Source organism: Amycolatopsis sp. NPDC004368 (assembly GCF_053602515.1).
Window position 1 is genome coordinate 13,739 of the sequence record NZ_JBSGDT010000055.1, and the last position, 25,072, is coordinate 38,810.

Below are 25,072 nucleotides of genomic sequence, written 5' to 3' on the forward strand. Positions count from 1 at the left end.
AAACGGTGGATGCGCGGTGATCGTCCCACGTCCTGCCGACAGGAGCCGTGTCCTGTGGGCAGGCGCTCGCGCGAGCCGGGAGCGTGACGAGCGCTACGCTCTGAGTGGAGACGTGCCCGCAACCGGTGAGCGAGGGAGGACCGGTGAGCGAACCCGGTGCCCCCGCCGGCGTCCGGCTCGAGCTGCTGGGGCCACTGCGCGCGTGGCGCGGGGGCCACGAGCTCGCGATCGGCTCGCCGGCGCAGAGCCTGCTGCTCGCAGTGCTGCTCGCGCGCGCCGGCACGCCGACCGGGGTCGACGAGCTGGTGGGCCTGCTGTGGGAGGACGAGCCCCCGGCCAGCGCCGTGAATGTGATCCAGCGCTACGTCGGTGCCCTGCGCCGCCTCATCGAGCCCGATCTGGCCGCGCGTTCACCGGGCCGCTGGCTCGTGCGCCACCCCGGTGGTTACGGTCTGCAGCTCGACGCCGCGTCGTCCGACCTCGTCGAGTTCCGCACGCGTGTGCAGCGGGCGCGCCGCGCGGAGAGCGGCGAAGACGCGCTCGCCGAGTTCAACGCCGCCCTCGCCCTGTGGCGCGGCCCGTGCGCGGCCGGGCTGATGATGCCCGGCCGGGCCCGCGCGCTGCTGGCCGGTGTCGACCACGAAGGCCTGGCCACGGTGGTCGAGGCGGCCGACGTCGCCCATGCGGCCGGGCTGCCGCTGCAGCCCCTGCTGGCGCACCTGGAACGGGCGGTGAAGGCCGACCCCTTCAACGAGACGGTGCACGCCCGCCTCATGCTCGCCCTCGACTCCGTCGGGCGCCGGGCCGCGGCGCTCGAGGTCTACCGCGAGATCCGCAAACGGCTGGTCGACGAGCTCGGTGTCGAGCCGGGGGTGGAGCTCACTCGCGTGCAGCACGACGTGCTGGCGCACCACACCGAGCCGGTGCCGCCCGTGGTCCGCGCGGAGCCGACCCGCCCCGTGGTGCGCCCGGCGCAGCTGCCGCCCGACCTGCCGACGTTCACCGGCCGCCGTGACCAGCTCACCCAGCTCGCGAAGATGTTCGACTGCCCCACCGAACGCCGCCGCGTGACCCTGCTGGTGATCGACGGGCTGGCCGGCACCGGCAAGACCTCGCTGGCCGTCCACCTCGCGCACCGGGTGGCCGACCGGTTCCCCGACGGGCAGCTCTACGTCAACATGCGCGGCTTCGACCCGACCGGCGCCACCGTGGACCCGGCCGACGCGTTGCGCGGTTTTCTCGACGTGCTCGGCATCGAGCCCACGCAGGCGCCCTCCGGTCTCGACGCGCGCAGCGGCCTCTACCGCAGCCTGCTCGCCGGCCGGCACATGCTCGTGGTGCTCGACAACGTGCGCGACTCCGAGCAGGTCCGTCCGCTGCTGCCGGGCAGCGCGGGCTCGGCCGTGATCGTGACCAGCCGCAACCGGCTCAGCGCGCTGGTCGCCACCGAGGACGCCGCCCTGCTGACGCTCGACACACTGTCTGCGTCGGAAGCCCGCGAGACGCTCGTGCGCCGGCTCGGCGAGGAGAAGGTGGCGGCCGAACCGGCGGCCGTCGAGGAGATCATCGAGCTGTGCGGCCGGCTGCCGCTGGCGCTGGCGATCGTGGCCGCGCGCGCCCGCACGCACCCCCAGTTCTCGCTCGCCGACATCACCGCGAAGCTGCGTGCCACGCAGGGCACGCTCGAGGCGTTCCGCGGCGACAGCGCGGGCGACGTGCGCACGGTCTTCTCCTGGTCCTACCGCGTGCTCGAACCCGGTGCCGCCCGGCTGTTCCGGCTGCTTTCGCTGCACCGCGGCGCCGACTTCTCGACGGCCGCCGCCGCGAGCCTCGCCGGCGTGGCGCTGCCGGCGGCGCAGGACCTGCTCGACGAGCTCACCCGCATCCGCTACCTCAGCGAGCACCGGCCCGGCCGCTACCTCGCCCACGACTTGGTGCGCTCGTACGCGATGGAGCTGCGCGAGCAGACCGACTCCGCCGAGGACCAGGCCGACGCCCTCGCCCGGCTCGTCAACCACTACCTGTGCAGCGCCCACGGCGCCTACCTCGCACTGAACCCACACCAGCTCCCGATCGACCCGCCCGTGCTCGAACCGGGCGTGACCGCCGACCTCGCGCACGGCTACGGCGAGGCGATGGAGTGGTTCGAGCTCGAGCTGCCCGCGCTGACGCTGCTGATTCGGCAGATCGCGGGTGTGCCGGCGCTGGCCGGAAACGTGTGGAAGGTCGTGCTGAGCCTGCAGCCCTACTACCAGCGCAGCGCGCTCTACCACGACTGGCTCACCCAAGCCGAGCTCGCGCTGCGGGTCGCGGTCGGCACCGGCGACCTGGTGGCGCAGGCCAACGTGCACCGCAGCCTCGCGGGTGCCTACCACTTCGTCGAGCGCTACGACGAAGCCCTGGAACACCTCAACCGCACGGCCGAGCTGTTCGAGCAGCTCGGGCTCGGGGCTGACCAGGCCTACGTGCACAGCAACTTCGGCACGGTGTTCGCGAAGCTCGGGCGGTTCGACGCGGCGCTGGAGCACCACGAGCGCGCGTTCGAGCTTTACCGGGCCAGCGGCAACGTGAAGGGCGAAGCCATCGGGCTCGAGGGCATCGGCCGCTGCCTGTCCGAGATGGGCGGCAACGCCGAGGCCGTGCCGCTGATCCTGCGGGCCATGAAGCTGTACGAGGACATCGGCGACCGCAACGGCGAGGGCAACTGCTGGAGCACGCTGGCCACCGCGTACGGCTCGCTCGGCCACCTCGACCAGGCGATCGACGCCTGGCGCCGCGCCGTGAGCTACTACCGCGAGCTGGGAAACCGGTCCGACGAGTCCGATTCGCTGGTGGCGCTCGGCGACGCGCTCAGCGCGGCGGGCGACCCCGAAGGTGCGGAGAAGGCGTGGCGCGAGGCGCTGGAAGTGCTCGACGGGCTGGGCATGCCCGCCGCCGACGACGTCCGGGTGCGCCTCGGCGACCCGGGCGCGCGGGTGGGGTTCCCACCCGGCGCGTGAGTCGTCAGATCAGGCCTTCGCGGATCGCGTAGGCCACGGCGTGGGCGCGGTTGCGCAGTTCCAGCCGGACGGTCATCTTGCTGATGATGTTCTTCACCGTGCGCTCGCTGTAACCCAGCTGGTTGGCCACTTCACCGGCCGAGAGCCCGTCGGCGAGGAACCGCAGGATGTCGGTCTCGCGCCGGTCGAGGCGGTTCTGCCGCGCCGCCGCGTGGGTCAGCCGGCGCACCTGCGTGGTCAGCCGCTCGACCGGGTCCGCCGGGTGCGCGCCGGCCGCGTCGAGCACCGCCTGCGTGACGGCTTCGCTGCGGCTGGTGGTCTTGTCGAGGATCGTGACCACGCGGTGCTGGGCGAGCTCGGCGATCGGCAGGTCGTCGAGCCGGCCGATGACCAGCACGGACGGGATGTCGAGCGTCGCGGAGACCCGCTCCAGGATGTCGCGGGTGCGCGGGGTGAGCCGGTCGGTGACGACGAGCGAGACCTCGGCGCCCATCGGCCGGGTGCGGTCGACCATGGCCACTTCCGGCTTGCCGTCGAAGTAGCTTTCCATGCACGCGCGAGTGAGTGCGTCGGAAACCGAGAGCAGGCACCGCACGGTTCCGGTTCGCAGGGTCTGGTTCATGCTGCCAGCATGCGCGCGCGAACTGATCATCTACTCCGGGCGCGTTCAGTGGACGTTCAGTGGCCGCACAGAGCGCCCTCGGCTGGTGGCCGTTCGGTCACCTCGGGGAGAAAGCCCTCGACTCCCCGGCGGTGATCGAGTTTGATGCGGGCAGGGGGCAGGTGGGTCTCTGCGGGGACCCCGGATGACGAGCTGGTGCGAACACATGGACGACGTCCTGGCCGAGGTGGCCGAACTGGGGCTGACCGCGAAACTGACGCCGGTGGCGGGCAGTGTTGCCGCGGTGTGGCGCTGTGACCTGCTGCGCGACGGCGTGACGCTGTCGGCCGGGCGGGGCTACGGCGCGGGAGCCGCCGGTGAACGCGACGCCGTGCTCGACGCCCTCACCCGCCGGTTCGGCGGCGCCGCCTGGCTGCGCCCGGCCGACGTGCGCGCCGTGCCCGCACCCGAGCTCGCGACCGGCGCGCTCTCGGCCGACGAGACCGTGTGCTCGCTGGCCCGCTACACCGACCTGCCCGTCGGCACGCTGTCCTACCGGCGGCTGATGCCCGCCGGTCTCGGCCCGGTCGCCGCCGTGCCCGCGCTGCTCGCGATCACCGACTACGGCAGCGCCGGGCACCTGCTGCTGCGCCACTCCGTGGGCGACCTCGTGGACTACGACGCCCTCGGCACCCGGCCCGCCGCCGCGGCATGGGGCGCGGCGACGACCACGGCCGAGGCGACCGTGCGCGCCCTGACCGCGCTGCTCGACCACGACGTCCACGAGGCGATGCTCGCGAGCGCGCGCCCGGCGCTGCTCGACCCGGCGACCCTGCCCCCGGACCTGGCCGCCCTGCTCGCGTCCGCGTCGCTCGCCGCGGGCGGACCCGTGCGGGTCGCCGACCTCACCCCGCAGCTCGGCGTGCCGGCGTACCTGGCCGGGGACCGCGCCGCCTGGGGAGCCGGTGTTTCGTTCAGCCGCCGCCGCGCCCTCACCGACGCGTTGAACGGCCTGCTGTGCCGCCGCGCCGCCACCCCGACCGGCCGCCGGCTCGGGCAGCCCGAGTCCGCGGACTCCGTGCCCTACCGCGAGAACAACCTCTCCGGCACGGCGCCGGAGCTGCTGGCCGAACTGCTGGACAGCCTCGCCGCCCGCGACCTCACGGCCTACCTGAGGGAGCACCACACCGGCCGGGTGTCGGTGGTGCACGTGCTGGTGCCCGGGATGAAGTGCTGCCACCAGGGACTCACGGCGGTGTGACGCCCGCCAACCCACTGAACCACTCGGCGCTTCCGCCCGTGTAAAGAAGAGGACCACCGGCCAGTGCGCCGGTTTCGGGCGGAAAGGAACTTCGTGTCACTCTTCACGGGCACCGACGATCGCGAGCTGTCCCCAGCGGTGGGGCCGGATGCCGCGCCGCCGGGGCGGAGCCGGGCGCGCAGGGTGGCGGCCGTGGTGCTCACGGTGGTGGCGGGCCTGCTCGTGTTGTTCGCGCTCGTGGCGCCCGACAGCCTGGCGGAGCTCTCGCCGGCGGCCTTCGTGCGGATCCCGGTGGAGGCGCTGGTCGTGACGGCGCTCGCGCTGGTGCTGCCGCCGCGGTGGCGGCGGGTGCTGGCGGCCGTCGTGGGGGCGGTGCTCGGGATCCTGACCGTGCTGAAGCTCGTGGACATGGGGTTCAACGAGGTGCTCTCGCGCCCGTTCGACCCGATCTTCGACTGGAGCTTCGTGAGCGCGGGGCTAGATTTCCTGCGTGGTGAGGTCGGCGGGGCCGGAGCGGTGGCCGCGGCGATCGGCGTGGTGCTGCTGATCCTGGCGGTGATCGTGTTCACGACGCTGGCCGTGCTGCGGCTGACGCGGCTCGCGGCCGGGCGGCGCACGGGATCCACGCGGGTGGTGGCGGTGCTGGGGGTCGTGTGGATCCTGGCGGCGGTTTTCGGGGTGCAGCTCGCGCCCGGGCAACCGATCGCCTCGCGCAGCGCGGCGGCCGACGCGTTCGACGACATCCGGCAGGTGGGCACGGACCTGCACGACAAGCGGGACTTCGCCGCGCAGCTGGCCGACGACCCCTTCGCGAACACTCCGGGCAACCAGCTGTTGCAGGGGCTCAAGGGCAAGGACGTGCTGCTGACCTTTGTGGAGAGTTACGGCCGCTTCGCGATCGAGGGCTCCGATATCGCCCCCGCGATCGACGCGCAGCTGGACCAGGAGACGAAAAGCCTGCAGCAGGCCGGGTTCGCCGCGCGCAGCGGCTTCCTCGACTCGTCGACCTTCGGCGGGGGCAGCTGGCTCGCGCACTCGACCGTCCAATCGGGAACGTGGGTGGACAACCAGCAGCGTTACAACGATCTGCTGGCCAGTGACCGGCTCTCGCTGACCCGGGCGTTCGGCAAGGCCGGCTGGACGACGGTGCAGGACGTGCCGGCGCACACGATGCCGTGGCCGGAAGGCAAGTACTACGGGTTCCAGCACTACTACGACTTCCACAACGTCGGGTACCAGGGTCCGGGCTACGCCTACGCCACGATGCCCGACCAGTACACGCTGTCCTTCTTGCAGCGCACCGAACTCGCCGCCCGGAACCGCAAACCCGTGATGGCCGAGGTCGACTTCGTGTCCAGCCACGCGCCCTGGTCGCCGCGCCCCACCCTCGTCCCCTGGGACAAGGTCGGCGACGGCTCGATCTTCGACCCGCAGCCGGCGATGGGGGAGGACCCCGCGCAGGTGTGGAAGGACCCGAACCAGATCCGGGCCGCCTACGGCAAGGCGATCCAGTACACCCTCTCCACGCTCACGTCCTATTTGCAGACTTACGGCACCGACAACACGGTGCTGGTGTTCCTCGGCGACCACCAGCCGCCCGTGGTGACGCCGGCCGGGGTGACGCACCAGGTGCCGATCACGATCGTGGCGAAGGACCCGGCCGTGCTGGACCGGGTGTCGTCGTGGAACTGGACCGACGGCATGCGCCCGGCCGCGAACGCGCCGGTGTGGCGCATGGACACCTTCCGGGACCGGTTCCTGACGGCTTTCGCCGAGTAGCGGCCGGTTGCTGCACGCCCAGGGGCCATCGGGGAAGCTGTCGGGGTGGACGACTCGGCGGAACGGACGGGGTATCGGCGGTCGGCGGGCTCGCCGCGCGGGCAGGTGCGGCGGCGCGAGCTGCTCGCGAGCGTGACCGACGACCTCGCCGAGAACGGCCTCGTCGACTTCTCCCTGCGGCGCGCGGCGAAGGCGGCCGGCACCACGCACAAGGTCCTGCTCTACCACTTCGCGAGCGCCGAGGACCTGCTCGCCCAGGCCGTGTTCGCCTTGCGGGAGCGGCGGATCGGCAACGCGCTGGCGGCCATGGCCGAGGGCGGGCGGCAGCGCACGCTCGCCGGGCGCGTGGGCGTGGCGTGGCGGACGTTGCGCGACGAGGAGCCCGGGCTGCGTCGCGTGCTCGACCAGGCCGTGGGGCTGACCATGTACGACCCCGAGCGCTACGCCGACCTCGGCCGCGGGGCGACGCGGCAGTACCTGGACCTGCTGGAGTCGTTCTGCCCGCGGCAATGGCCCGCGCAACGCAAACGCGAGGTGGCGCAGCTGGTGCTCGCGACGTTGCGCGGGTTCGTCGTGCACCGCCTGACCAGCGACGATCCGGGCGGCGCGGAAGCGGGGTTCGCCGCGTTGGAGCGGGCACTGGCGCGGGAGGAAGCGGCGGGCGACTGACGGGGCGCTGAGCGGGGCACTGGACGAATTTGTGAACCACGTGGTTCACTTCTGGTGGGGCGAACGACCCGGGAGGTGGTCCCCATGTCGGCGCGCGTGGTTCGAGGTGGTGGGCTCGTGAGGGCGATCGAGCTTTCGGCCGGACCGGTCGAGTACACCGACACGGGTGGCGACGGGCCCGTTCTCGTGTTCCTGCACGGGTTGCTGATGGACTCGTCGCTGTAGGACGAGACGATCGCCGACCTGGTGCCCGGGCACCGGTGTGTCGCGCCGACGCTGCCCCTCGGTGCCCACCGCCAGGCGATGCACGCCGACGCGGACCTTTCGATGCCCGCGCTTGCCCGGCTCGTCGCGGAGTTCCTGACCCGGCTCGATCTTCACGACGTGACCCTGGTCGGCGTCGACACCGGCGGAGCCCTCGTGCAGCTGGTGATGACCGCCGGCGCCGAGCGGGTGCGGCGCGTGGTGCTCGCGTCGTGCGACGCGTTCGACAACTTCCCGCCCGGGCTCACCGGCAAGACGCTGTTCCTGACCGGCCGGCTCTCGCCCGGCTTGTTCGGGCTCTTCATGCAGCAGATGCGCGTGAAAGCGGTGCGCCGCTTGCCGATCGCCTTCGGGTGGCTGACGAAACGTGGCGACGAAACCGTGGCCGGCTGGCTGCGCCCGATCCTCACCCGCGCTGACATCCGCCGCGACGCCCTCCGCGTACTGCGCGCGGCCGCCGCCGACCCCGGTGTGCTGACCGACGCCGCGGCCCGGCTGCCGGAGTTCGACCGGCCGGCGCTGATCGTCTGGGCGCGCGAGGACCGTGTCATGCCACCGGATCACGGGCGACGGCTCGCGCAGTTGTTGCCGAAGGCCCGGCTGTCCGAAGTGGACGACAGTTACACGCTGCTGCCGCTGGACCGGCCGGCCGAACTGGCCCGGCTGATCGGGGAGTTCACACGAACGGCCTGATCTTGTTCGGCCACAACGATCATGAGGACGGCGCCGCGAGCGGATCGTGCGGTTGGTGACTGGCTCGACCGGCCGTGACGGTGAAAATCGGAACCTTTACGTCAGGTCATGGCGCACGACGGCGGAGAGGCCTAGCCTTCCCGCAGCACCAAGCTCCGCCGCTCACCGAAACCCCCGGAGATACTTCCGCTGTGAAAGTGTTTCCTTTATCCTGGATCCAATCGCCAATCCGAGAGGAAGGGCTTTCATGATCGCTTCCCAGGCCGACACCGACGCCGACCGAGCACGGGCCGATCTCGTCACCTGCACCAGCCTTCTCGTCTTCAAGGGTGTCCTCGACTACAGCGGGCACCTCTCCGCACGGGTGCCCGGCACCACCGACCGCGTGTTCATCCAGCCGCGCGACGCCAGCCGGGCCGCTCTGAAGCCGGAAGACCTGCTGGTGGTGGACCTGGACGGCAACCTCGTGGAGGGTGAGCTGCCGCCGCCGGCGGAGACCGCGATCCACACCGGCGTGTACCGGGCGCGGCCCGAGGTGGACTTCGTCTGCCACGGTCACCCGACGCTGTCGACCACCTTCACCATGGTCGAGCACCCGTTCCTGCCGATGCGCCACTTCGCCTACAAGTTCCCCGACGGCCTGGCCGTGCACCCCGATCCCACCCACATCCGCTCGCGCGAACAGGGCGACGCGGTGGCGAAGACACTCGGCGAAGCCGGGGCGTGCCTGCTGCGCTCACACGGCACGGTCGTGGTGGCGAACCGCATCCAGGAACTGCTGATGGACTGCCTCGACCTCGAGGAAAACGCTCGCACGCTCCTGCTCGCGCGCCAGCTCGGCACGCCGCTGCCGCTCACGCCGGAGGAGATCGTGCAGGTCGCCGAGAGCTACGACCGCGGTGGCCACCGCCCCGACAAGCTCTGGGACCACTACGTGCACCTCGGTCGCCAGGCCGGCGTGCTCGCCGCCTGACCCGTCGGAGAACAATCGCCCCGGCCGGGAAAACCCGCCGGTGACGACCGTTGTGCACCCCGCTCGTGTCCACAGTGCACAACGCGGTGCACAGATGCGTCATCCCCGAACAGCCCAGTTCACGGCCGGACCACCCGCACCTCGTGTCGAATGGATCCAGGCGCCAACTGACAAACTGGAGGAGGTCACGGTGTCCCTCACCGAAGACACGAGCTTGGCCAGTTCCGCCCCGGACCGCGCCGGTCCGCCCGCCACCCCGCCCCGGCGGTTCCGGATCCCGTGGAACGCGAAGGTCCGCCGGCGCGTGCTGCCGGTCGCGTCGGTCGTGGTGTTCCTGGGGGTGTGGCAGATCTTCGGGGCGCAGGTCAACCCGATCCTGCTGGCCACGCCATCCGCGGTCGCTTCGTCCTTTGTGGACATCATCGCCAACGGTGAGCTCGGCACGGCGTTCCTGCGCGCCATGGAGGTGCTCGCGGCGGGCTTCGGCATCTCGGCCGTGGTCGGCATCGCCGTGGGGGTGTGGATGGGCCGGCGCGAGACCGTGGCACGTGTGCTCAACCCCTACGTGAGCTTCTTCCAGGCGACGCCGCTGATCGCGCTCACGCCGCTCGTGGTGATCTGGACGGGCATCGGGTTCGTCTCGGAAATCACCATCACGTTCCTGCTCGCCGTGTGGTCGATCATCATCAACACCGCCGAGGGCACCCGCAACACCCCGGCGATCCTGCTCGACATGGCGAAGGTCTACCGCGCCGGCGAGTGGTCGGTGGTCCGCCACGTCGCGATGCCCAACGCCGTGCCCTACATCTTCGCCGGCCTGCGCATCGCGCTGGCCAAGGCCCTCATCGGCGTGATCATCGGCGAGATGGACATCAGCCTCAAGGGCCTCGGCGGGCTGATCCAGAACTACGGCGACTCGTTCCAGACCGCGCCGCTGCTCGCCTCGATCATCAGCTCCTCGATCGTCGGCGTGATCGGCACGATCATCCTCGAGGTGCTGCGCCGCAGGCTCGCCCCGTGGTCCTCCACCGCCTCCGCCCACACCCGCGTCTGAACCCGGAGAAAGGTCCGCCATGAGCGCACCCACGGCGTGCATCGAGATCGAGCACGTGTCCAAGCGCTACCAGCGCCCGGGCCGCAAGGCCGAGAGCTTCCTCGCCGTCTCCGACGTGCACTTCGACATCCGCCAGGGCGAGTTCATCTCGCTGATCGGCGCGTCGGGCTGCGGCAAGACCACGCTGCTGCGGATGATGTCCGGCCTCATCCCGGTCGACGACGGCCGGATCCGCATCAACGGACGCGCCGTGGACGGGGTGCCGCCCTCGATCGGGTTCGTCTTCCAGGAACCCGCGCTGCTGCCGTGGAAATCCGTGCGCGAGAACATGGCGTTCGCGCTCAAGGCGAAGGACCTCCCGCCCGACCAGGTCGACGCCGCGATCGCCGCGAAGCTCGAGATGACGAGCCTGCAGGACTTCGCGGGCTATTACCCGTCGGCGCTCTCGGGCGGCATGCAGCAGCGCGCGGGTCTGGCCCGGGCGCTGGCCTGCGACCCCGACGTGCTCTTCATGGACGAACCCCTGTCGGCGCTCGACGCCTTCACCCGGCGCCGGCTGCAACAGGACATCGCCACGATCATCCAGGGCATCGGCGCCACCACGGTGCTCGTGACGCACGACGTCGACGAGGCCGTGTTCTTCTCCGACCGCATCGTGGTCATGGGCACCTCACCCGGCTCGGTCCGCGACGTCGTGGAGGTCCCGTTCCCCAAGCCGCGCAAGCACGCGGAGCTCCTCGGCGATCCCGAGGTGGCGAAGCTGCGCGACCACGTGCTGGGCATCGTGCTCGGCCTGCACTGAGTTCCACTGCTCGAACCCCATTCCCCGACTCCACCGTCAAGTCCAGTCCAGAAAGGAGGGTCCGCGATGTCCGCTCCCACTTCGCGGCGGCGCCGCACGGCGCTCGTCGTCGGCGCGATCGCGGCGCTCACCGTGTCGCTCACCGCCGCGTGCGGTTCCGGCGACGCGGCCACCGGAGCCGGTGACAAGCTGCCGACCTCGGCCGACGGCACGCCGAACCTCAAGGGCACCACCATCCGCATCGTCACCGGCGCCGCCCCCGCCATCGAGGACACCAAGATCGCGCTCGTGGCGCAGGTCCTCAAGAGCTGGGGCGCCGACGCGACGATCGTGAACCAGACCGGTGACCCCGCGGCCATCCGGGTGCTGCTCGCCGGCGACGCCGACATCGGCACGCTCGCCGTGTCGTCGTCGATCAACTCGGGCCTGAAGATCTTCGGGCCGAGCCAGCCGCGCCTGGACTACCACTTCATCGGCGCGCCCTCGCTCAACTCGATGACGGACCTGCCCGGCCACGTCTACGGCACCTCGAACGTCCACGGCGTCGAGGCGCTGATGTTCGCCGACCTGCTGGCGAAGAACAACATCGACCCCAAGGCGGTCACCACGACGGTGGCCGGTGGCGCGTCGGTGCGCGTGAGCGCCATGCTCACCCACCACATCGACGCGACGTTCGCCCACGCCACCGACGTCTCGAAGCTGACCTCGGCCGGCTTCCACGACCTGGTGACGATGTCCAAGACCGCGCCGGAGCTCGCCGACTCGTTCCTCGCGACCTCACCGCAGTGGCTCGCGAGCCACGGCGCGCTGGCCGTGGCGATCGACCAGGCGTGGATCAAGGCGGCGCAGATCTTCAACACCGACAAGGACCAGTGGGTCAAGGCCGCGGTCGCCTACGCCAGGGCCGACGAGAAGGAAGCGTCGAGCACCTACGACGCGCTCAAGGCCGCGGACACGTTCCCCGCGTCGAAGAGCGCCTACTCCGAGGCTTCGGCGAAGACGCAGGAAGACCTGGCCAACAAGGTCGGGGCGATCACCAAGGCGCCGGCCACGTCCGTCTGGGTCGACACCGCGACCTGGGACAAGGCGACGGCAGCGATGAAGCTCAATTGACCGCGCTGAAAAACCAGGTCACCAACCGCTGTGGGAAAGGACTCCGGACGCTCGGTCCGATAATGGATCCAGGATACGATTGTCCTCCAGATCACGCGGACGAATGGTAATCGCTTGTCGACCGGCCGGGGCCGGTCGAGGGGAGGCTAGGTCACGATGGAGCGGCGTCAGTCCGAAGGAGCCGGTGGCGGCACGGGAAGCGGCACCCCGGAGGGGTCCGCGATCACCGGCCGCGCCAGCTTCGACGAGGTCGTCTCGCGGTTGTCGAGCGGCTACCGGTCGATCGGCGACATGGTCTACGAGGTCCTGCGCCAGGCGTTGCTCTCCGGGGCGTTCGCCCCCGGGGAGCACCTCCGGCAGGAAGCGCTGGCCACCGCGATCGGTGTGTCGCGGCTCCCGGTGCGAGCGGCCCTGCTGCGGCTCGACGCCGAGGGGCTCGTGGAGTTCCACCCGCGCCGCGGCGCCGTGGTCAAGACGCTCACGGCCGAGCAGCTCGTGGAGATCTACGAGCTGCGCGACCTGCTCGAGACCCACGCCCTGCGCAAGTCGATGAAAACCATGACCCCCCAGCGCGTCGAGAGCCTGCGCCGCAACGCGGAGCTGCTCGATTCCGAGGAGGAGGGCGAAGGGTTCCTCGACGTCCGCGTGCGGTTCTACCGGGAGCTCTACGACGCCGAGCGCAACCCTCGGCTCGTGGAGCTGATCGAAGACCTGCGCAGCAGCGTGGGGCGCTACCTGCTCGGCTGGCGGGTGTCGGGCAGCCGCAGCCACCACGGGCGGCACACCACGCTCGTCGACCACATCGAGCGCGGTGACGTCGCCGCCGCGGAGGCGGCCCTGCACGACCACCTGCGCGAGGTGAGCGAAGGCGTCGCCAAGATCCTTTCCGGCGAAAGCGATCGCGAACCGGACAGCGAATTCCCCGCGTAAACGTTTCTCCTTTCCCTTCAACCGAATCACACGTTGTCCGCAACCCGGCCGAATCGCCGGGCAGGTACCCCCTGCCCGGAAACCGGCGGGCAGGAGTGAACGGAAACTCCGATGAGAACTGACGAGGTCTCCTGGTTCAGCGACGGCGAACGCGTCAGCGGGCTCTGGCGCACCCCGGACGGGGGCGACGGGCCCTACCGCGTCGTCGTGCAGGGCCCGGGCTGGATGGGCCTGAAGGACGCGAAGCTCTACGTGCGCTACCACCAGGCGCTCACCGACGCCGGGTTCGCCGTGCTGGTGTTCGACTACCGCGGCTTCGGCGATTCCGAGGGCGACCCGGAACTGCTTTCGCCGGCCCGGCAGCTGGCCGACCTGCGCAGTGCCGTCACCTACGCCGAGGCGCGGCCCGACGTGCTGCCCGATTCGATCGGCGTGTTCGGCAGCGGCGGCACGGGCGGCGGCAACGCGGTGCTGCTCGCGTCCGTCGACAAGCGGGTGCGGGCCGCGGTGAGCCAGCTGCCCGTGGCCGACGGCGGCGACTGGCTGCACCGCATGCGCAGCGAGTACCAGTGGCTCGACTTCCTCGCGGAGCTGGACGCCGACCGGCGCGAGCGCACGCTGCACGGCGTGGGCAAGCTCGTGAACCCACGCGAGGAGATCATGGTGCCGACGTCGGAACGCCGGGCCACGAGTGTCAAGTCCGATGTGGATGGACGCGTGCCGAAGCAGGTGCGCCTGGCCGCGGCGGAGGAGATCATCGCCTACCGCCCGGCCGAGGCGGCGGCGACGCTCGACACGCCGCTGCTCGTGATCGGGGTGGAGAACGACGCCACCACGCCCACCGACCACGCGGAGCGGATCTACGAGGCCGCCCGCGGTCCGAAGGAACTGATCATGCAGCGGCACACGAGTCATTACGCCGCCTACGACAAGTACTGGACCGCGACGACGCCCCGCATCGTCGCGTGGTTCGAGAAGTATCTGCGCCCGGCCGACGTGGTCGTGCGATCGAGCGAGCCGGGGGAGCACCCCGTTGTTGTGGAGGTGAAGGCATGAGCATCGATCTCCGTGTGGCCGGTGGCCGCGTGCAGCTGCCCAGTGGCGCCGTCGACGGCGACCTGCTGGTGAACGAGGGCAAGGTCGTCGGGGTGGTGTCCGGCTCCGTCGAGATCGCCGACGTCGGCCGCACGGTCGACGCCACCGGGAAACTGGTGCTGCCCGGCATGGTCGACGTCCACGTGCACACCCGTGAGCCCGGGTTCGAGCACAAGGAGGACATCCACACGACGTCGCTGCAGGCGGCCGCCGGTGGTGTCACCACGATCTTCGGGATGCCCAACCTGAACCCGCCGACCACCACGGCGAAAACGCTGCGCGAGGTCTTCGACCTCTACGCCGAGAAGTCCATCGTGGACTGGAACCACAACCCCGCGGCCACCCGTCCCGACGAGATCGCGCCGATGGCCGCGATGGGCGTGAACGCGTACAAGATCTACATGGTCGTGGACACCGGCCGCACCTACCCGCACCCGGCTGGCACCGGCATGCACGGGCACGGCGACCTGCTGCGCATGATGGACACCATCGCGAAGACGGGTAAGCGCTTCATCATCCACCCCCACGACCAATCGCTGATGGACTACATCGAGGGGGAGTACCTGGCCCGCGGGGAAAACACGCCGCAGGGTTACGCGTCGGCCTACGCCGCACGCAACGGCGTCATCTGGGACACCGCGATCGAGGTCGTGCTGCGCCTGGCCGAGGCTTCGGGCTGCAAGGTGCACCTCGCGCACATCCAGACGCGCCGCTCGGTCGAGGCCGTGCGGCGGGCGCGTGAGCACGGCGTGGACGTGACGTGCGAGGTGAACCACTGGCTGCCGTTCCTGTCCACTTGGGACGATGTGGAGAAGCTGGGCCCGTATGCGCTGTCCTACTGGGTGCCCGACGACGGCCGCGAAGCCGTGTGGGAAGGCCTGCGCGACGGCACGATCGACATGTTCTCCTCCGACCACGCGCCGCACACGCGTGAGGAGAAGGAGATCGGCTGGACGCGGATGTGGAGCTCCCACACCGGAACCCCGGGCATCCAGTACTACTACCCGCTCACGCTCGACGCGGTCAACAAGGGCCTGCTGACGCTCGACCGCGCCGTCGAGCTCGTGGCCGGCGCGCCGGCGGCGAAATTCGGCCTGCAGGGGGTGAAGGGCGCGCTGACCCCGGGCTGCGACGCGGACTTCGTGATCGCGGACCTCGACGCGCCGTGGACGATCACGAACGCCGGCGTGCTCTCGAAGATCGGCTGGACCCCGTACGACGGCCGGCAGCTCACGGCCGGCATCGAGCAGACCTACGTGCGCGGCACCGAGGTGTTCGCGGGCGGCAGGGTGACCGGCGAGGCCGGGCACGGCAAGCAGGCGGTGTCAGGAAAGGTGCAGAACGCATGAAGTTCGGACTCTTGCTCCCGCATTTCGGCGAGCACGCCTCGCGCGACAACGTGCTCCAGGGCGCGATCATGGCCGAGAAGGCCGGCTTCGACTCGGTCTGGGTGCGCGACCACCTGGTGTTCGAGCCGCACGGCGAGATGGAGAAGCCCAACCGCACGTTCTACGACGCGCTCACCACGCTCACGGCCATCGGCGCCGTGACCGAGCGCATCGAGCTGGGCACGGGTTCGCTGATCCCGTTCCGGCACCCGCTGGTCACGGCGCTGATGACGGGCACGATGACGCAGCTGTTCGGCCCGCGCGTGATCCTCGGCTTCGGCGCGGGGACGTTCGACCACGAGTTCGAAGCCATCGAATGGGGTGAGCGCGATCGGGTGGAACTCGTGCGGTCCAACGCCGAGATTTTCAAGCGCGTGTTCACCGAGAACAACGTGTCGTACTCCGACGCGAACTTCACCTTCGACGACATCACCATCGAGCCCAAGCCGCTGGGCGGGCGGGTGCCGTTCTGGTACTGCGGCGCCACCCCGCGCTCGGCCCGGCTCGCGGTCGAGTTCTGCGACGGCTGGATGCCGGGCCGGATCTCGATGGCGACGCTGGACAAGCGCGTGACCACGATGCGGGACCTGTCTGCCCAGGCCGGGCGCACGATGCCGACCGTGGCCGTGATCCCGCCCACGTCGATCGAGCGCACGTACGAGGAAGCGGTGAAGCACGTGAACGTGCCGGGCCTGCTGGCCTGGGCGAACAAGGCGAAGTTCGCGGTGAAGCCGCCGTCCGGCACGTTCGAGACCGTGAAGGATCTCTCGGGGCAGCTCATCGTCGGCACACCGGAGGATGCGTTGGAGGAGATAGCCCGGTTCGCCGAGACCGGGGTGGAGCACCTGGTGTTCGACTTCCGGTTCAAGTTCGATCGGTGGTTCGATCAGATCGAGCTGCTCGGGTCGGAGATCATCGGCAAGGTGAACGCGGGCGTCTGAGGTTGAGAAGGGACGAGTCCAGTGGTGAGGTTCGGGTACAAGGCGTCGGCGGAGCAGTTCGCGCCGGCGGAGCTGCTGCGCTACGGCGTGCTGGCCGAGGAGAACGGGTTCGACTCGGTGTTCGTGAGCGACCACCTGCAGCCGTGGCGCCACGACGGCGGCCACGCGCCGGCCGCGCTGCCGTGGCTGGGCGCGCTCGGCTCGGCGACGGAGCGGGTGGTGCTGGGCACGAGCGTGCTGACGCCGACGTTCCGCTACCACCCGGCCGTGGTCGCGCAGGCGTTCGCGACGCTCGGGTGCCTGTTCCCGGGCCGCGTGGTACTGGGCATCGGGTCCGGCGAGTCGATGAACGAGGCCCCGCTCGGCATCGAGTGGCCGGAGCCGAAGGTGCGCTTCGCCCGGCTCAAGGAGGCGATCGAGCTCATCCGCCTGCTGTGGACGGAAGAGCGCGTGGACTTCGAGGGCAAGCACTACCGCACCGAGAAGGCCACGGTGTACGACCGGCCCGCCGTGCCGGTGCCGCTGTACATCGCGGGCTCCGGCCCGGCGGCCACGCGGCTCGCGGGCCGTCGTGGTGACGGTTTCATCACCACGAGCGGCAAGGCGCCTTCGCTGTACACGGACACGCTGCTGCCCGCGGTCCGCGAAGGCGTGGAGCAGTCGGGCCGCGCGATCGGCGACGTGGACATGATGATCGAGGTCAAGGTCTCGTTCGATGCGGACGCTTCGCGCGCGTTGCAGGACACGCGGTTCTGGGGCGCGCTGGCGTTGAAGCCGGAGGAGAAGACGGGCGTCGAGGACCCGGTCGAGATGCAGCGGCTGGCCGACGCGCTGCCGATCGAGCGGGCCGCGAGCCGGTTCATCGTGTCGTCCGACCCGGACGAGCACGTGGCGGCGATCAAGCGGTACCTCGACCTGGGCTTCACGCACCTGGTGTTCCACGCCCCCGGGCCGGACCAGGAGCGGTTCCTGAAGGCCTACGGCACGGAGATCCTGCCGCGGTTGCGCAAGCTGGTGTGAGTGCCGGTGCGGGCCCGGTCGGGTACCGGGCCCGCACTCGGGGTGTGCTCACTGCCCTGGGTGGACGAGCTGCTTGCGCCGGTCCAGCCGGCCCGAGGCGACGGCCAGCGCCAGCGCGGCGACCGTCATGGCGGCGCCGACCCAGTTGGTCGAGGCGTAGCCGTACCCCGCGGCGATGACGACGCCGCCGAGCCAGGCCGCCAGCGCGTTGCCGAGGTTGAACGCGCCGATGTTCACCGCCGAGGCGACCGTGGGCGCGGCCTCGGCGCTGGCCAGCATGCGCATCTGCAGCGGTGGCACGGTGGCGAACCCGAAGCCGCCCAGGAGAAACAGCGTGACGATCGCGGGAACGGCCGCGTGGGCGGTGAACGCGAACGCCGCGAGCACCACGGCCAGCGCGATCAGCACCGTGTAGAGCGTCGGCATCAACGCCCGGTCGGCGAACTTGCCGCCCACGAGGTTGCCGAGCACCAGTCCGACGCCGAACAGCACCAGCAACCAGCTCACCGCACCCGCCGGCAGCCCGGCGACGTCCGTCATCATCGGCGCGATGTAGGTGAAGCTGGCGAAGACGCCGCCGAAGCCCAGGATCGTCGTGCCGGTCGCCAGCCACACCTTCGGGTGCCGGAACACGGCGAACTCCGCCTTGATGTTCGCGCCTTCTGGCCTCGGCGTGTCCGGCACGAGCGCCGCGACGCCGGCCAGCCCCAGTACCCCGAGCCCGGCGACGACCCAGAACGTCGCGCGCCACCCGAGCCCCTGCCCGATGAACGTGCCCAGCGGCACGCCCAGCACGTCGGCCAGCGTCAGCCCGGTGAACATGAGCGCGATGGCGCTCGCCTTCTTCTCGGGCTTCACGAGGTCCGCGGCGACCACCGCGCCGGCCCCGAAGAACGCGCCGTGGGTGAGCGCGGCGACGATCCGGCCGGCCAACAGCACCCCGTAGGACGGTGCCAGCGCCGAGAGCGCGTTGCCGACGATGAACACGCCCATGAGCAGCAGGAGCAGGTGCTTGCGGCGCATCCGCGTGCCGAGAGCGGTCATGGGCAGGGCGCCCGCCGCCACGCCCAGCGCGTAGCCGGTGATCAGCCAGCCCGCGGCCGGAATGGACACGCCGAAGTCCGTGGCCACCTCGGGCAGCAGCCCGGCGATCACGAACTCCGTCGTCCCGATCCCGAACGCGCCGATGGCCAACGCCAGCAAGGCGAGCGGCATGGGGTTCCTCCTGAAGCGTCGACAATTAACGTCGTGGGCAATAGTTGCACACGCGCGATATTGCTGCCGCTGAGTGTGATCAGGCGAACCCCCGCCGAGGCTCAGCAGCCGAGGACGTGGCGCTGCAGGAACGGGTTGTGGAACTTGCCCGTCGGGTCCAGGCGCCCGGCCAGGGCGCGGAAGTCCGCGAGGTGCGGGTAGGCCAGGTCGAGGGCCTCGCCGTGGAAGAGCTTGCCCCAGTGGGGGCGGGGGGCGAAGGGGGCGAGGGCGGACTCGATGGTCGGGAGCAGGGCTTCGACCTCGGGTTGGCGGGGGAGCCAGGTGAAGTGGAGCGCCACGCTGTCCCGGCCGGACGACGGACTCAGCCAGAGGTCGTCGGCGGCGATGGTGCGGATTTCGGAGACCAGGAGGAGCGGGGCGATGCGGTGGCCGAGGCCGCGCAGGGCCTCGAACGCCGCGGGGGCCGAGGCGCGGGGCACGAAGTACTCGGTCTGCAGTTCGGCGCCGACGCTCGGGGTGAAGCCGAGGCGGAAGTGGGGGAGGCGGTCGTACCAGGGGCCGGGGGCGCCGAGCTGACCGGTGGTGTTGCCGGCCGGGACGCCGGCGGCGTGGGCGGGGTGGCGGGGGCCGTCGGCGGGGAGGGCGCCGAACAAGATTTCCGGGGCCGAAGCCGGAACGCGGTTTTTCAGCCAGACCTGGTCGACGACGTCGCGAGCCCAGTTCGTGAACAGGCTGACGCTGTAGCCCGCCGCCTGGATCTCGTCGAAGTGCGCCAGCGCGGCCGACCACGGCAGGTCGTCGTAGACGTCCTGGCGCACGGTGAACGCCGGGACCAGGTCGAGCGTCAGGCGGGTCACCGCGCCGAGGGCGCCGAGGGCGACGACCGTGCCGGCGAAGTCGGTGTCGCCGCGGGAGAAGGTGCGCAGGGAGCCGTCGGCGGTCAGGAGCTCCAGCGAGGAGACGGCGGCCGCCAGGCCGGGGTGGCGCTCACCCGAGCCGTGGGTGCCGGTGGCGACGCTGCCGGCCACGGTGATGTGCGGCAGGGACGCGAGGTTCTCCAGGGCGAAGCCCGCGGCGTCGAGTTCGGTCACGACGTCGCCGTACCGCACGCCGCCGCCCACGGTGACCGTGCCGGCGGCCGGGTCGAGGGCGACCTCGCCGGTCAGCGCCGACAGGTCGAGCTGCGCGCCGCCGGGGCTGTCGGCCACGTCGTTGAAGCTGTGCCGGCTGCCGAGCGCCTTGATCCGCGACGCGGCCACGACCAGCTCACGGGCCTCGTCGAGCGTTCGGGGAGCCAGCAGCTCCCGGGCGCCGTAGGAGAGGTTCCCGGCCCAGTTGGCGGCCGGGCCGCCCGCGTTGTCGATCACGAACGCCCAGCTTAGGCGGGACTCGCCAAAGCGATCGGATCCGGGCAGACTTGCCGCATGCATTCGGCCGGATTGGTACTGCACCCGAAGCGGGACTCCGCCGCGGCGGTCGACGCCGTCCTCGGCTGGGCCGCGAACCGCGGCATCAAGATCCTCGGCATCGCCGAAGAGATCGTGCGCCTCGACTGCAAGGCGGTCGGGGTGTCGGCCGAGGAGCTGGCCAGCCAGTCCGACCTGCTGGTGAGCCTCGGCGGCGACGGCACGATGCTGCGCGCGATGCGGATGGCCGACGGCCGGCGCGCGCCCGTGCTCGGCGTGAACCTCGGCAAGCTCGGCTTCCTCGCCGAGGTCGACGTGCCCGATCTGCCCGGCGCGCTGTCGCTGATCGACGCCCACGACTTCACCGTCGAACCGCGCCTGGCGGTCGACGCGGTGATCGGCGGCAGGACCGTCACGGCGTTCAACGACGTCGCCGTGGTGCGCGTGCCCGGTGACGGCGGCGCGCTGGTCGCCGTGCGGGTGAACGAGGAGCAGTTCGTGAGCTACGCGGCCGACGCGGTGATCGTCGCCACGCCGACCGGGTCCACGGCCTACAGCTTCTCCGCCGGCGGCCCGATCACGAGCCCGGCCGTGGAAGCCCTGCTCGTCACGCCGGCCGCGCCGCACTCCGCGTACGGGCGGGGCGTGGTGCTGTCGGTGGACGACACGCTGGCGCTCGAGATGCTGCCGGGCAGCGGCCGGCTGGCGGTGGAGGTCGACGGGATCGTCGAGGGGTACGTGGAGCCGGGCGAGCGGATCGAACTGTGCGCCCGCCCGAGCGCCGCCCGGGTGGTGCGGCTGGGGCGTACCACGTTCTTCCAGCGCGCCCGGCGCAAGCTGCGGCTGTCGGATTCCGCGGAGATCGCGTCGTCCTGACACCCTCCACTGAGGACGGTTGCGCCGATCGGCCGACGCCGCTGCGCCACTTGCCCGCAGCGTGTCGTTTTTGTCGGGAACGCAAGGACAGCAGTGTGAATCACGGTCCGGATCGCTTGCCCGGCCGGGCCCGGCGTGTCGAGAATCCTCGCTACAGCTGTGATCGGCGAGGCGAGCGGGGGACACGTGGGAGCGGACGGGCGCGATCTCCCCGCTCTCGGCACACCCCGGCTCATCGGCCGTGACGACGAGCTCACCCGCCTCACCGCGGCGCTCGCCGAGCCGCCGGGTGTGGTGCTGGTCTCCGGCGAGGCGGGCATCGGCAAGAGCCGGCTGGTGCGGGAGCTGCGGCCGTCACCCGGGGTGCTCGTCGCGAGCTGCCCGCCGCTGCGGGAGGCGCTCACGCTCGGCCCGATCGTCGATGCGCTGCGCCAAGCCCGTCCCGGCGTCGCGGGTCTGGCGCTGAGCCCGCTGGCCGGCACGCTGCGGCCGCTGTTCCCCGAGTGGGACCTGCCGCCGGCGCCGGACGGCCTGGCCGACGCGGGCGCGGCGCGGCACCGGCTGCTGCGGGCGCTGGCGGAGCTGCTCGACCGGTGCGACGTCGCCGTGCTCGTGGTCGAGGACCTGCACTGGGCCGACGAGACCACACTCGAGTTCCTGCTGTTCCTCGCCGCGCGGCAGGAGCACCGGCCGGGGCTCGTGCTCACCTACCGGCCCGACGAGGTCGGCGACGACAGCCTGCTGCTGCGCCTGTCGTCGCGCTACCCGCGCATCACCCTCGGCGCGCTCGACGTGGCGCAGACGGCCCAGCTGGTGTCGTCGATGCTGGGCGACGAACGGGTGTCGGAACCGTTCGCGCGGTTCCTGCACCGCCACACCGACGGGATCCCGTTCGCGCTCGAGGAGTCGGTGCGGCTGCTGAGCGACCGCGCCGACCTCATCCGCCAGGGCGGCGAGTGGGTCCGGCGCTCGCTCGACGAGATCGCCGTGCCGCCCACGATCCGCGACGCGCTGGCCGAGCGCCTGGTGCGCCTGACGCCCGACGCCCAGGCGGTGCTGCGGGCGTGCGCGGTGCTCGCGACCGCGGCGGCCGAGCCCGACGTCGTCGAGGTCTGCGGGCTGCCGCCCGAGCGCGCGGGCACGGCGATCGACGCGGCGGTGCGCAGCGGGCTGCTCGTCGAGGACGACCGCGGGCGGCTGGGCTTCCGGCACGTGCTGGCCGCGAAGGCCGTGTACGACGGCATCGGCGGGCGCGAGCGGCGGGAGCTGCACCGGCGTTCGGGCAAGGCGCTCTCGGCGTGGGACCCGGCGCCGGTCGCCGTGCTGGCGCACCACTTCCGCGAGGCGGGCGAGACGCGCAAGTGGTGCGAGTACGCCGAGCGCGCGGCGGATCTGGCGCTGGCCTCGGGGGACCACCACACGGCCGTGTCGTTCCTGCACGGCCTGCTCGCCGAACCCACGCTGCCGCCGACGGCCGTGGCGCGGCTGGCGCGCAAGACGCCGCTCTTCGCCTTCACCGGGTACCTCGGGCGGGTCGACCTCGTCCGGACGGTGCGCGGGGTGCTCGACAGCGCCGTGCTCGACCGCCGCGAGACCGCCGAGATCCGCAGCCAGCTGGGGCGGCTGCTGATGCACGCGGGTTACTACGCCGAAGGCGCCGCCGAGCTCGAACGCGCGATCCCGGACCTGGACGGTGATCCGGTCGCCGTGGCGCAGGCGATGTCGGTGCTGGGCCGGCCCGCCGGGGCGACGTGGCCCGCGCAGGCGCACCGCGAGTGGCTGGACCGCTGCGACGCCGTCGTCCGTTCGGCCGTGCCGGAGGAAGACCGGCTGCTGTTCATGGTCGACCGTGCCTCGACGCTGCTCGAACTGGGCGACGCGGCGGGCTGGGCGCTGGCGGCGACCCTGCCCGAGGCCGGCGCCGGTGATCCGCTGCAGATCACGCGCGGCCTGGTGAACTTCGGTGACGCCGCCGTGCGCTGGGGTCGCTACGCCGACGCGCGCGCGTTCCTCACACGCGCGGACGAGCTCGGCTGGCGGCACGGACTGCAGCGCCTGCGCGACATGGCACTCGCGACCCTGGTGCGGCTCGACTGGCTCACCGGCGCGTGGACCGGGCTGGCCGAGCGTGCCGCCGCGTTCGCCGATCTCGCGGAGGAGCCGCTCATCCAGCTGGACTCGACCCTGGTGGGCGCGCTGCTCGGCGCGGCGACCGCGCCGGGGCCGGACGTCGGACACAAGCTGGAACGCGTTCTCGCCGAATCCCGGCAACGCGGGATTGTCGACATGCCGCTCGAACCCGCGGCGGCGCTGGCCCGGCTGCACCTGTCCGCCGGCCGGGTGGCCGATGCCCTCGAGGTCACCGAGGAACCGATGGCGGTCGTGGTGCGCAAGCAGATCTGGCTGTGGGCCGCGGAACTCGCGCCGGTGCGCGTCGAGGCCCTGCTGGCCGCCGGCCGCGTCGCCGACGCCGAACAGCTCACCGCCGAGTTCGCCGCGGGCCACAGCGGCGAGAGCGCCGAGCCCGCGGTCCACGCTTGCCACGCGCTGCTCGCCACCGCCCACTCCGACCACCGAGGTGCCGCTGAGGCATGGGCCACCGCCGCGGCCGCGTGGGCGGCGCTGCCCCGCCCGTACGAGGCTCTGCTGGCGCGCGAACGCGAGGCGGGTTCCCTGCTGGCGGCGGATCTTCGGGCCGAGGCGCTCGACCGCTTCGCCGCGGCACTGGCCGCCGCCGAGACGCTCGGCGCCACCGTCGCTGCCGACCGCATCCGAACCTCTTCGCCCGATCTCGGCGACCCCGTCCGGCGCGGCGGCCGCCGCGGTTACGGCGACCAGCTCTCACCCCGCGAACTGGAGGTCGTGCGGCTCCTGCTGAACGGCTTGACCAACCCGGAGATCGCCCAGGTCCTGTCCCGCTCGCCGAAAACCGTTGCGGCCCAGCTGAACTCGGCGATGCGCAAGCACCGCGTGACCTCCCGGACGGCGTTGGCGGTGAGCGCGACCAAGGCGGGGATCACTCCGGCCACAACGGACTGAACCCGCACCGTCGGATCGGTGGCTCAAACAACCGCGCCGCGCAGATTAGGTCATCCGCCCAATCGCGAACGCACCGTGTGCGCCCCGATACTTCGCCGGTGAACGCGACGAGACCCGGCGATGACCGGCCGGTGGACGGCACCGTGCCTGTCCGGCCCGGCGCGGGCACGGATCCCCACCCCACCATCGCGGATCCCGCCGACGCCGTACCCGCGGCCGGCGATCGGTCCGGCCGGGCGGCCGACCAGGGCGGGCGCGACCTGCCCCCGGGGTACGAACCCCTGTGAGCCGCCCGGGCGAACGGAAAGGCCATCCCTTGAGAGTCCCCCGGGGGCGCCTGCTGGCGCTCATCCTCCCGGTGCTGGCCGGCTTGGCGCTGGTCGCCGGCACCACGCAAGTCGGTCCGGCGCAAGTCAGTCCGGCACAAGTCAGTCCGGCACAAGTCAGTCCGGCACAAGACGGTCCACTCGGCACGAGCGCGCTCGGCGCGACGCACGCCGACGCCCCGGCGAAGACCGTGCTCGACGCGGCCGCCACGTCGGGTGACGCGAAGCCCGCGGGCGCCGAGAAGGCGACCCGCACGGCCACCGGCAAGCCCGCCGCGAAGGCGCCCACCGCGCTGTACACCCCGACCGGCTGCAACTCCGCGAAGCCGAAGCCGCACACCGTCACCTGCAACTCGCTGTTCAAGGCGGACAAGAACCTGCACCCGCTGACCAGCGCCGACGGCCCGCTGGAGGGCTCGCTGGGCCCGGCCGACATCCAGGCCGCCTACGACCTGCCGGGCGGCGGCGAGGGCAAGACCGTCGCCATCATCGACGCGCTCGGCGACTCCCACGCCGAGGCCGACCTCGCCGTCTACCGGGCGCAGTACGGGTTGCCCGCCTGCACCACGGACAACGGCTGCTTCCGCAAGGTCGACCAGAACGGCGGCGTGAACTACCCCGCCGACGA

At 71.7% G+C, this 25,072-nt stretch carries 20 protein-coding genes and 2 pseudogenes; 18 read left to right on the forward strand and 4 right to left on the reverse strand.

Annotated features, from left to right (window positions below; translation table 11 throughout):
• The first annotated feature begins 143 nt into the window (after positions 1-143).
• Positions 144-2,999: a BTAD domain-containing putative transcriptional regulator gene (locus tag ACWEOE_RS39930; protein ID WP_452018674.1), complete on the forward strand. Its 2,856-nt coding sequence runs from the start codon at positions 144-146 to the stop codon at positions 2,997-2,999.
• 4 nt (positions 3,000-3,003) lie between these two features.
• On the opposite strand, the gene ACWEOE_RS39935 is transcribed toward ACWEOE_RS39930, so the two are convergent.
• Positions 3,004-3,621, reverse strand: a complete 618-nt coding sequence (locus ACWEOE_RS39935; protein WP_452018676.1) for a response regulator transcription factor — start codon at positions 3,619-3,621, stop codon at positions 3,004-3,006.
• 205 nt (positions 3,622-3,826) lie between these two features.
• Between ACWEOE_RS39935 and ACWEOE_RS39940 the strand changes: the two genes are divergently transcribed.
• From ACWEOE_RS39940 to fgd, 13 genes are all read left to right on the forward strand, one after another.
• Positions 3,827-4,861: a hypothetical protein gene (locus ACWEOE_RS39940; RefSeq protein WP_452018678.1), complete on the forward strand. Its 1,035-nt coding sequence runs from the start codon at positions 3,827-3,829 to the stop codon at positions 4,859-4,861.
• A gap of 93 nt (positions 4,862-4,954) precedes the next feature.
• Positions 4,955-6,640 carry a sulfatase-like hydrolase/transferase gene (locus ACWEOE_RS39945; protein WP_452018680.1) on the forward strand — a complete coding sequence of 562 codons (1,686 nt, stop codon included), beginning with the start codon at positions 4,955-4,957 and terminating at the stop codon, positions 6,638-6,640.
• Positions 6,641-6,685: 45 nt separating this feature from the next.
• The gene (locus ACWEOE_RS39950) at positions 6,686-7,309 is read left to right on the forward strand and encodes a TetR/AcrR family transcriptional regulator (RefSeq protein ID WP_452018682.1); all 624 of its coding nucleotides are present in this window, start codon (positions 6,686-6,688) and stop codon (positions 7,307-7,309) included.
• A 246-nt stretch (positions 7,310-7,555) separates the two neighbouring features.
• Entirely contained in the window at positions 7,556-8,266 is a 711-nt protein-coding gene (locus tag ACWEOE_RS39955; RefSeq protein WP_452018684.1) for an alpha/beta fold hydrolase, read from the forward strand.
• 247 nt (positions 8,267-8,513) lie between these two features.
• A complete protein-coding gene (locus ACWEOE_RS39960) occupies positions 8,514-9,239 on the forward strand; it encodes a class II aldolase/adducin family protein (RefSeq protein ID WP_452018686.1) in 726 nt (241 codons plus the stop codon).
• A gap of 190 nt (positions 9,240-9,429) precedes the next feature.
• Positions 9,430-10,293, forward strand: coding sequence for an ABC transporter permease (locus tag ACWEOE_RS39965; RefSeq protein ID WP_452018688.1), 864 nt, complete (start codon positions 9,430-9,432; stop codon positions 10,291-10,293).
• 19 nt (positions 10,294-10,312) lie between these two features.
• A complete protein-coding gene (locus tag ACWEOE_RS39970) occupies positions 10,313-11,095 on the forward strand; it encodes an ABC transporter ATP-binding protein (protein ID WP_452018690.1) in 783 nt (260 codons plus the stop codon).
• A gap of 66 nt (positions 11,096-11,161) precedes the next feature.
• A complete protein-coding gene (locus ACWEOE_RS39975; RefSeq protein ID WP_452018692.1) occupies positions 11,162-12,208 on the forward strand; it encodes an ABC transporter substrate-binding protein in 1,047 nt (348 codons plus the stop codon).
• Between the two features lie 156 nt (positions 12,209-12,364).
• Entirely contained in the window at positions 12,365-13,138 is a 774-nt protein-coding gene (locus ACWEOE_RS39980) for a GntR family transcriptional regulator (RefSeq protein ID WP_452018694.1), read from the forward strand.
• A gap of 111 nt (positions 13,139-13,249) precedes the next feature.
• Positions 13,250-14,194 carry an alpha/beta hydrolase gene (locus ACWEOE_RS39985; RefSeq protein ID WP_452018696.1) on the forward strand — a complete coding sequence of 315 codons (945 nt, stop codon included), beginning with the start codon at positions 13,250-13,252 and terminating at the stop codon, positions 14,192-14,194.
• A complete protein-coding gene (locus ACWEOE_RS39990; RefSeq protein ID WP_452018698.1) occupies positions 14,191-15,582 on the forward strand; it encodes a dihydroorotase in 1,392 nt (463 codons plus the stop codon). Before ACWEOE_RS39985 ends, ACWEOE_RS39990 begins: the two co-directional genes overlap by 4 nt.
• Entirely contained in the window at positions 15,579-16,562 is a 984-nt protein-coding gene (locus tag ACWEOE_RS39995) for an LLM class flavin-dependent oxidoreductase (protein ID WP_452018700.1), read from the forward strand. Before ACWEOE_RS39990 ends, ACWEOE_RS39995 begins: the two co-directional genes overlap by 4 nt.
• A gap of 21 nt (positions 16,563-16,583) precedes the next feature.
• Entirely contained in the window at positions 16,584-17,582 is a 999-nt protein-coding gene (gene fgd, locus ACWEOE_RS40000) for a glucose-6-phosphate dehydrogenase (coenzyme-F420) (protein ID WP_452018702.1), read from the forward strand.
• Positions 17,583-17,630: 48 nt separating this feature from the next.
• Here the strand turns inward: fgd and ACWEOE_RS40005 are convergent, their stop codons facing one another.
• Both ACWEOE_RS40005 and ACWEOE_RS40010 read right to left on the reverse strand, forming a co-directional pair.
• Positions 17,631-18,797 carry an MFS transporter gene (locus ACWEOE_RS40005; RefSeq protein ID WP_452018704.1) on the reverse strand — a complete coding sequence of 389 codons (1,167 nt, stop codon included), beginning with the start codon at positions 18,795-18,797 and terminating at the stop codon, positions 17,631-17,633.
• 101 nt (positions 18,798-18,898) lie between these two features.
• A complete protein-coding gene (locus ACWEOE_RS40010) occupies positions 18,899-20,164 on the reverse strand; it encodes an FAD-binding protein (RefSeq protein WP_452018706.1) in 1,266 nt (421 codons plus the stop codon).
• A 57-nt stretch (positions 20,165-20,221) separates the two neighbouring features.
• Between ACWEOE_RS40010 and ACWEOE_RS40015 the strand changes: the two genes are divergently transcribed.
• From ACWEOE_RS40015 to ACWEOE_RS40025, 3 genes are all read left to right on the forward strand, one after another.
• Positions 20,222-21,079, forward strand: a complete 858-nt coding sequence (locus tag ACWEOE_RS40015) for an NAD(+)/NADH kinase (protein WP_452018708.1) — start codon at positions 20,222-20,224, stop codon at positions 21,077-21,079.
• Between the two features lie 186 nt (positions 21,080-21,265).
• On the forward strand, positions 21,266-24,118 hold the full coding sequence (locus tag ACWEOE_RS40020) for an ATP-binding protein (protein ID WP_452018710.1): 2,853 nt from the start codon (positions 21,266-21,268) through the stop codon (positions 24,116-24,118).
• 98 nt (positions 24,119-24,216) lie between these two features.
• Entirely contained in the window at positions 24,217-24,405 is a 189-nt protein-coding gene (locus ACWEOE_RS40025) for a hypothetical protein (protein ID WP_452018712.1), read from the forward strand.
• Between the two features lie 143 nt (positions 24,406-24,548).
• On the opposite strand, the pseudogene ACWEOE_RS40030 reads toward ACWEOE_RS40025, so the two are convergent.
• Positions 24,549-24,614 (reverse strand): annotated as a pseudogene (locus ACWEOE_RS40030) (hypothetical protein); the annotation flags it as partial.
• A 21-nt stretch (positions 24,615-24,635) separates the two neighbouring features.
• On the opposite strand from ACWEOE_RS40030, the pseudogene ACWEOE_RS40035 reads away from it, so the two are divergent.
• Positions 24,636-25,072: pseudogene (locus ACWEOE_RS40035) on the forward strand (hypothetical protein); the annotation flags it as partial.

What these genes read in the sequence shown, in the direction of transcription:
- ACWEOE_RS39935 (WP_452018676.1), bottom strand. Translation starts at nt 3,621, where the DNA reads ATGAACCAGACCCTGCGAACCGGAACCGTGCGGTGCCTGCTCTCGGTT.
- ACWEOE_RS39940 (WP_452018678.1), top strand. Translation starts at nt 3,827, where the DNA reads ATGGACGACGTCCTGGCCGAGGTGGCCGAACTGGGGCTGACCGCGAAA.
- ACWEOE_RS39960 (WP_452018686.1), top strand. Translation starts at nt 8,514, where the DNA reads ATGATCGCTTCCCAGGCCGACACCGACGCCGACCGAGCACGGGCCGAT.
- ACWEOE_RS39970 (WP_452018690.1), top strand. Translation starts at nt 10,313, where the DNA reads ATGAGCGCACCCACGGCGTGCATCGAGATCGAGCACGTGTCCAAGCGC.
- ACWEOE_RS39975 (WP_452018692.1), top strand. Translation starts at nt 11,162, where the DNA reads ATGTCCGCTCCCACTTCGCGGCGGCGCCGCACGGCGCTCGTCGTCGGC.
- ACWEOE_RS39980 (WP_452018694.1), top strand. Translation starts at nt 12,365, where the DNA reads ATGGAGCGGCGTCAGTCCGAAGGAGCCGGTGGCGGCACGGGAAGCGGC.
- ACWEOE_RS39985 (WP_452018696.1), top strand. Translation starts at nt 13,250, where the DNA reads ATGAGAACTGACGAGGTCTCCTGGTTCAGCGACGGCGAACGCGTCAGC.
- ACWEOE_RS39990 (WP_452018698.1), top strand. Translation starts at nt 14,191, where the DNA reads ATGAGCATCGATCTCCGTGTGGCCGGTGGCCGCGTGCAGCTGCCCAGT.
- ACWEOE_RS39995 (WP_452018700.1), top strand. Translation starts at nt 15,579, where the DNA reads ATGAAGTTCGGACTCTTGCTCCCGCATTTCGGCGAGCACGCCTCGCGC.
- ACWEOE_RS40005 (WP_452018704.1), bottom strand. Translation starts at nt 18,797, where the DNA reads ATGCCGCTCGCCTTGCTGGCGTTGGCCATCGGCGCGTTCGGGATCGGG.
- ACWEOE_RS40015 (WP_452018708.1), top strand. Translation starts at nt 20,222, where the DNA reads ATGCATTCGGCCGGATTGGTACTGCACCCGAAGCGGGACTCCGCCGCG.